We start from the raw sequence: 6,835 nt of genomic DNA on the forward strand, positions 1-6,835 counted from the left end.
CGGACGATGGCGTCCCACGCGTCGGGCGGCTCGGCGCGGTCGGACTCCGGCTCGGGGACGGGCCCGTGCGGTGGCGCCGGTTCGTCCTGACACGGGGGGTCCTGGCAGAGGACGCGCAGGGCCCGCGCCGTGAGGTCTCGTACCCCCTCGGGGGGGAGCACGCCGTCGATCATGCCGCGGCGGGCGAGGTTCTCCGACACCTGCACGCCCTCCGGGAAGGGGGCCTCGTAGAGCGCCTCGTACACCCGGGGTCCCAGGAACCCGATCAACGCGCCGGGTTCGGCCACGGAGACGTGGCCCAACGACCCCCACGAGGCGAACACCCCTCCGGTGGTCGGGTGGCGCAGGTAGACGAGGTAGGGGAGCCCCGCCGACTTGTGCCCGGCCACGGCGGCGGAGATCTTGACCATCTGCAGGAAGGCGATCGTGCCCTCCTGCATGCGGGTCCCACCGGACGTCGGGGACGCCAGGATCGGCAGGCGCTCGGCGGTGGCTCGCTCGATCGCGGACACGATCCGCTCCGCCGCCGCGATTCCGATCGAGCCCGCGAGGAAGTCGAACTCGCAGGCGATGAACACCACGCGCCGACCCAGCAAGGTCCCCTCACCGGAGATGACGGCCTCGTCCACCCCGGACACCCGCGCCGCGCGCTCGAGGGAGTCCTCGTACCCCGGGACCGAGTCGACCTGGGGCGAGCGCAGCGGCGGGCCGTCCCAGGACCGGAACGACCCGTCGTCGAGGACCATGTCGAGGATCTGCAGAGCTCCGGTTCTGGCCATGGACGCATCGTACGGTGGGCGCGTTCACCAGCAGGTATCCTCGGTCACGGGTGCAGGAGAGTACCCCCGCCTCGAGTCCGCCACGACCAGTCCGCGACGACCAGCCCGCGACACAGAAGACCGCGACGCACCGGAAGGCCCCGCCGCCATGATCGACACACGCAGGGACGGACCCGTCGCCGTCGTCACCATCGACCGTCACCGCACCCGCAACGCCCTCGACGCGGAGGTCTGCACGGCCCTGCGGGAGGCGATCGAAGTCGCGGGAGCCGCGGCGGAGGGTGAGGACCCGGTCCGGGCGATCGTCATCACCGGGGCGGGGTCGGCCTTCTGCGCCGGCGCCGACCTGTCCGGCGGCGTGTACAACCTGAACTTCTACGACGCCCACGCCGCGATGCTCGAGGCGGTGGAGTCGGTGCCGGTCCCCGTCATCGCGGCCGTCAACGGGCCCGCAGTCGGCGCCGGGGTCCAGCTCGCCCTGGCCGCCGATCTCCGCGTCGTGGCCCCCGGCGCGGTGTTCGCGGTACCCGTCGTGAAGGTGGGGTTGGCCCTGGACAACTGGACCATCAAGCGGCTCGCCAACGTGGTCGGGGGAGGACACGCGCGGTCGGTCCTCATGACCGCGCGTCCGGTGGGCGCGGAGGAGGCGGCCCGGATCGGCCTGGCCAACGAGATCGGTGACCTCGACACGGCGATGGAACTCGCCGCGGAGATCGCGCGGTTCGCCCCCCTGAGCCTCCGGCACATCAAGTCCGTGATCAATGACGACGACGCCCGGCTCCTGCCCCGCGACGAACACACCGAGCTGCAACAACTCGCCTGGCGTAGCGAGGACATGGCCGAGGCGCGGGCCGCCCGCGCGGAGAAGAGGCCACCGGTGTTCCGCGGTCGATGACCTGAGTGTCAGCGGGCCCGAGCGGCGACCGGCCCGCACGTCCGCTGTTTCCGGAGGGCGCCGGGGTCATCGGTGAGCGACCTCACCCCTCGACCCCCCGGATTAGGTGGTCTACCCCTCCGACGGGGGTGGGTCCACCAGGACTTTTGGCGAATCAGCCTCCGGGGGACACACCGCACTCGGCAAAGGCTTGTGTCCCGTGTCACACTTCTTCCGTCCAAATCTGTGAGGCCCATCACTACAGCGGTGCGGCTCGAGACAATTGAAACGGAGGACCTCCGTGTCCCAGCCAGCTGATCCACCGGTGGGAGGATCGTCACGACGCAGCCCGGAGCCGGCTGACTTCGAGGCGATGCACTCCAGCCCGGAATTCCAGGAGTTGCGCAGCAAGTTCAGGGCGTTCGTCTTCCCCATGACGATCGCCTTCCTCGTCTGGTACTTCCTGTACGTGCTCCTGGCGGTCTATGCGACCGACTTCATGGCGACCAAGGTCTTCGGGAACATCACCTGGGGGCTGATCATCGGGTTGGCGCAGTTCGTCACCACGTTCCTCATCACGTTCCTCTACATCCGGTTCGCCAACCGGGTGGTCGATCCCCGCGCGGAAGCGATCCGCCACGAGCTGGAAGGTGAGGTGGCCTGATGGGCGACTGGCTGTACAACATCCGCGAGCTCGCCCCCGGTGAGCAGGTCGGCAGCACGCTTCTCAACATGGTCGTGTTCGGGATCTTCATCGTCGTGACCATGACCCTCGTCCTCCGGGCGTCCAAGTCGACCAAGTCGACTAAGGACTTCTACACCGGTGGCTCCACCTTCACGGGGCCGCAGAACGGGTTCGCGATCGCCGGTGACTACCTCTCGGCCGCCTCGTTCCTGGGCATCGCCGGCGCCATCGCCATCAACGGTTACGACGGTTTCCTCTACTCCATCGGGTTCCTGGTGGCGTGGCTGGTCGCGCTGATGCTGGTCGCCGAACTGATGCGCAACACGGGCCGGTTCACGATGGCGGACGTGCTCAGCTTCCGTCTCAAGCAGCGGCCCGTCCGCATGGCCGCGGCCCTGGCGACCCTCTCGGTGTGCCTGTTCTATCTCATCGCACAGATGGCGGGCGCCGGCGGTCTGGTGGCGCTCCTGCTCAACATCAACGACTCCACCGGGCAGGCGATCGTCGTGGCGGTCGTCGGGCTCCTGATGATCGTCTACGTGCTCGTCGGTGGCATGAAGGGCACCACGTACGTGCAGATGGTCAAGGCCGTCCTCCTGGTCGGCGGCGTGTTGATCATGTGCCTGTTCGTCCTGGTGGCGGTGCGGGGCAACTTCTCGGCGCTCCTCGGTGAGGCCGTGGCCAACTCCGGCAGGGACCTCCTGCAGCCCGGCCTGCAGTACGGCGCCACCGAGACGAGCAAACTCGACTTCATCTCCCTGTCGATCGCCCTGGTCTTCGGTACCGCGGGCCTGCCCCACGTGTTGATGCGCTTCTACACGGTCCCCACCGCCAAGGAGGCCCGCCGCTCGGTCACCTGGGCGATCGCGCTCATCGGGTCGTTCTACCTGTTCACCCTGGTCCTCGGTTTCGGTGCCGCGGCGATGGTGGGGTCGGAGGTGATCGAGGCGGCGCCCGGTGGCGTGAACTCGGCGGCCCCGCTGCTGGCCTTCGCGCTCGGCGGGGAGATCTTCCTCGGGATCATCTCGGCGGTCGCCTTCGCGACGATTCTCGCGGTGGTCGCGGGTCTCGCCATCACGGCCTCCGCGTCGTTCGCACACGACATCTACAACGGCGTCATCAAGCACGGGAAGGCGACCGAGAAGGCCCAGTTGCGGGTGTCGCGGATCACCGTCGTGGTGATCGGTATCGCGTCCATCATCATGGGGATCGGCGCCATGGGGCAGAACATCGCCTTCCTCGTGGCCCTGGCGTTCGCCATCGCGGCCTCGGCGAACCTGCCGACCATCCTCTACTCGCTGTTCTGGAAGCGGTTCAACACCACCGGCGCGCTGTTCTCGATGTACGGCGGCCTGATCAGCACACTCGTGCTGATCGCGCTCTCGCCCGCGGTGTCGGGCGGCCCGAAGTCGATGATCACCAGTGTCGACTTCTCGTTGTTCCCGCTGTCCAACCCGGGCATCGTGTCGATCCCGCTGGCGTTCCTCCTCGGGATCATCGGCACCTTCCTCGGCAAGAAGGACGAGTTCCCGGAGAAGCGGGTCGAGATGGAGGTCCGTTCCCTCACGGGTGTCGGTGTGGAGAAGACGATCAACCACTGATCCCACTCGTCCATCCGGACCCGACGCCGGCCCGCCCTACCGTCTTCACGGTCGGGCGGGCCGGTCTCGTCGACCGGCCTCGGGGCGGGGCCGCACCCCGGCAGGCGGGAAGTCGGTGGACAAAGGGGCTACCCTCGGTGACCACCACACCGATTCGGAGGCGGTAGAAGAATGTATCCCGGACAGGACGACCAGACGCGGCGCATGGGCCAGCCCGACTCGCGCGCGTACTCGCAGATGGGCGGGGACGCTGGGTACGACGAGCCCTACTCGAACGACGCCGGCTACCAGGAGCGCCGGGCGCCCCGCGGTCCGGCTATCGACGTGGGCAAATTCCTGGGCAGCGTCGCGGCCACGGCTCTCGTGGCGGCGATCGCCGGGTGGCTGATCGCCTGGGTGGTGGACGCGGCGTTCGGCCGGTTCGGCCACCAGTGGGCCAACGGCGGCAACACCCCCACCATGTACGCCGTCTACGGGGCGGTGGCCGCGATCCTGGCCGGGCTCCTCTGGTACCTGCTGCTCGTCGGCACCGCCAACCCGCAGCAGTTTTTCTCGTGGACCGTGGGGTTGCTGATCATCGCGGCCGTGGCGCTGCCGCTCCTGGTGACGGTCCCGTTCCTCGACGGGGTGGCCGCCGCGATAGTCCACCTGTTCATCGGGCTGCCGATCCTGGCGTTGACCGGGGCGTTCGCCGCGACTCTGCGACGCTGACAGGCCGAGAAGCGTCGAGCCCGCTGATGTGTCATCAGCGGGCTCGACCGTATCGGTCAGATATGTTGCGGGCCGGCCCGTGACGGGCCGGTGTCGTCCGGGACCGTCAGGCCGCGTGCCGGCAGGTCGCGCAGCTGCAGTCGTCGCAGACGCAGTTCGCGCACTCGTGCCGCTCGCCGCAGTTGTCGCACGAGCAGATGTTGTGGTTGCAGGTCTCGCAGGTGCAGTTCGTGCAGGTGCACATCGCGCAGCTGTCGTCGCAGTTGTCACACGAGCAGGTGGTGCACTCGTCGTAGTGGCCGTCGTGCTCGCGGTGCAGGTGGCCGTCATGCAGGTAGTCCACGTGATCCTCGTGGACGATCGCCTCGTGTCCGCAGCCGGGTCCGTGGGTGTGGGAGTGCGGTTCGGCGGTGGGGTGGTCGGTCACGGTCATGGGTGGGGCTCCTGTTCCTCGTCGCCGGTCGTCCGGGGCGATGTCCGCCCGTCATGGGCGGCGTCCGCCGCCTCGGCATGCATACATCATCATACGTGCATGTATTGATGTCAACGGGGCGTCTCTCCGGGCTCGACATCGGGTGTCGCGGGCCTGAGCGGGGCCGAAGGGGCTGACGGGGCCGAAGGGGCTGAGGGGCCGGGGGCCACCCGACCCGCGCCGTGGTGCCCTCGAGAGGAATCGAACCTCCGACACCGGCTTTAGGAGAGCCGTGCTCTATCCACTGAGCTACGAGGGCGGGAACCGGGGAGAGTCTAACCGATGTCCGCCCGTCCGTGATCGGCGAGTTGGAGTGTCCGCACCCGGACGGTATGGTTGACCGTCGGCGTCCGTGCCGTCTCCGTGTCCGGGGATCGGCGGACCGCCTCCGCGGGTCACCACCGGCCGCCGCGCGAGGGGGAGGGCGTCCGGTCGGCCGGCAGCCCCACTAGACAGACAGAGGTATCGCCTGTGTCCACGTACACCCCCAAGCCCGGGGACGTGACGCGCGCCTGGTACGTCATCGACGCCACTGATGTGGTTCTCGGTCGACTCGCCGTCCAGGTCGCCAACATCCTCCGTGGCAAGCACAAGCCGCAGTTCGCCCCGAACGCCGACACCGGCGACTTCGTCATCATCATCAACGCCGACAAGGTCGCGATCTCGTCCAACAAGCGCGAGCGCGTGATGCATCACCGCCACTCCGGGTTCCCCGGCGGACTCAAGTCGCAGTCCCTCGGTAAGGCCATGGACACGCGCCCGGATCGCGTCGTCGAGAAGGCCGTCAAGGGCATGCTGCCGAGCAACAAGCTCGGTCGTGCCGTCGCCTCCAAGTTGAAGGTGTACGCGGGACCCGATCACCCGCACGCCGCCCAGCAGCCCGTGCCCTACGAGATCAAGCAGGTGGCCCAGTGACCGACGAGAACATCACCCCCGAGGCCGAGCTCGCCGACGACACGGTGGCGGAGCTCGCCGCCGAGGTGGCCGAGGACTACAGCGAGGCCGACTACGCCGGCGGCACCGACTACGTGGCCGACGCCGAGTCCCAGCTGGCCCCGGTCGCCTCCTCCGGTCCGGCACAGGCGGTCGGACGCCGCAAGGAGGCCGTCGCCCGCGTCCGCCTCATGCCCGGTTCCGGTCAGTTCACCCTCAACGGTCGTAGCCTCGAGGACTACTTCCCGAACAAGGTTCACCAGCAGCTCGTCAAGTCGCCGCTGGTCCTCGTCGAGCGCGAGGAGCAGTTCGACATCGTGGCACTGCTCCATGGTGGAGGACCGTCGGGTCAGGCCGGTGCACTGCGCCTGGCGATCGCCCGTGCGCTGACCGAGTACTCCTCGGATGACCGCCCGGCGCTCAAGAAGGCCGGCTTCCTCACCCGGGACGCCCGCGCCGTCGAGCGCAAGAAGGCAGGCCTGAAGAAGGCCCGTAAGGCACCGCAGTACTCGAAGCGCTGATCGACGCGCTCGATACCCCAGAGCAGGCGCCCGCTACCGCGGGGGCCTGCTCTGGCTCGTTTCCCGAGGGACCGCACGGCCGGGGTTATCCTTACCCGGTCCGGACCACCCACGCCGCGTGCGGTGGCGGTCCCCCTATCCCGGAGGATCACGCATCATGACCCGACTTTTCGGTACCGACGGGGTTCGCGGACTCGCCAATCAGACGCTCACGGTGGACTTGGCGGTCCGGCTCGGAGCCGCTGCCGCCGCCGTCCTC

The 6,835-nt window shown here is 68.7% G+C and carries 8 protein-coding genes and 1 tRNA gene; 6 read left to right on the forward strand and 3 right to left on the reverse strand.

What is annotated here, in order from left to right:
• The coding region (locus tag G6019_RS05765; protein ID WP_304506194.1) for an acetyl-CoA carboxylase carboxyltransferase subunit beta at positions 1-779 on the reverse strand (779 nt) is incomplete at its 3' end.
• 148 nt (positions 780-927) lie between these two features.
• Between G6019_RS05765 and G6019_RS05770 the strand changes: the two genes are divergently transcribed.
• The 4 genes from G6019_RS05770 (at position 928) to G6019_RS05785 (ending at position 4,650) form a co-directional block, all read left to right on the forward strand.
• Positions 928-1,674, forward strand: a complete 747-nt coding sequence (locus G6019_RS05770; protein WP_182612368.1) for an enoyl-CoA hydratase — start codon at positions 928-930, stop codon at positions 1,672-1,674.
• A 352-nt stretch (positions 1,675-2,026) separates the two neighbouring features.
• Positions 2,027-2,317, forward strand: a complete 291-nt coding sequence (locus tag G6019_RS05775; protein ID WP_042329896.1) for a DUF485 domain-containing protein — start codon at positions 2,027-2,029, stop codon at positions 2,315-2,317.
• Positions 2,317-3,939 (forward strand): solute symporter family protein, encoded by a 1,623-nt coding sequence (locus G6019_RS05780; protein WP_107755854.1) that lies wholly within the window; start codon positions 2,317-2,319, stop codon positions 3,937-3,939. The genes G6019_RS05775 and G6019_RS05780 overlap by 1 nt, the downstream gene beginning before the upstream one ends.
• A 171-nt stretch (positions 3,940-4,110) precedes the next feature.
• Positions 4,111-4,650: a hypothetical protein gene (locus G6019_RS05785; RefSeq protein ID WP_107755855.1), complete on the forward strand. Its 540-nt coding sequence runs from the start codon at positions 4,111-4,113 to the stop codon at positions 4,648-4,650.
• A 106-nt stretch (positions 4,651-4,756) separates the two neighbouring features.
• On the opposite strand, the gene G6019_RS05790 is transcribed toward G6019_RS05785, so the two are convergent.
• Positions 4,757-5,083 carry a hypothetical protein gene (locus tag G6019_RS05790; protein ID WP_107755856.1) on the reverse strand — a complete coding sequence of 109 codons (327 nt, stop codon included), beginning with the start codon at positions 5,081-5,083 and terminating at the stop codon, positions 4,757-4,759.
• 222 nt (positions 5,084-5,305) lie between these two features.
• A tRNA-Arg gene (locus G6019_RS05795) sits at positions 5,306-5,381 on the reverse strand.
• A gap of 212 nt (positions 5,382-5,593) precedes the next feature.
• Here G6019_RS05795 and rplM point away from each other — a divergent pair.
• Complete coding sequence (rplM, locus tag G6019_RS05800; RefSeq protein ID WP_017837232.1) at positions 5,594-6,037, forward strand: 50S ribosomal protein L13; 444 nt, start codon at positions 5,594-5,596, stop codon at positions 6,035-6,037.
• Between the two features lie 65 nt (positions 6,038-6,102).
• Entirely contained in the window at positions 6,103-6,576 is a 474-nt protein-coding gene (gene rpsI / locus G6019_RS05805; protein ID WP_375539748.1) for a 30S ribosomal protein S9, read from the forward strand.
• Positions 6,577-6,835: the final 259 nt, after the last annotated feature.

Origin of the sequence: Dietzia sp. DQ12-76, from assembly GCF_014145045.1 — a bacterium.
In the GTDB taxonomy this organism is placed as follows: Bacteria; Actinomycetota; Actinomycetes; order Mycobacteriales; family Mycobacteriaceae; genus Dietzia.

Bases quoted from the DNA above. Each gene is read 5' to 3' on its own strand.
- G6019_RS05770 (WP_182612368.1), top strand. From the start codon at position 928: ATGATCGACACACGCAGGGACGGACCCGTCGCCGTCGTCACCATCGAC.
- G6019_RS05775 (WP_042329896.1), top strand. From the start codon at position 2,027: ATGCACTCCAGCCCGGAATTCCAGGAGTTGCGCAGCAAGTTCAGGGCG.
- G6019_RS05780 (WP_107755854.1), top strand. From the start codon at position 2,317: ATGGGCGACTGGCTGTACAACATCCGCGAGCTCGCCCCCGGTGAGCAG.
- G6019_RS05785 (WP_107755855.1), top strand. From the start codon at position 4,111: ATGTATCCCGGACAGGACGACCAGACGCGGCGCATGGGCCAGCCCGAC.
- G6019_RS05790 (WP_107755856.1), bottom strand. From the start codon at position 5,083: ATGACCGTGACCGACCACCCCACCGCCGAACCGCACTCCCACACCCAC.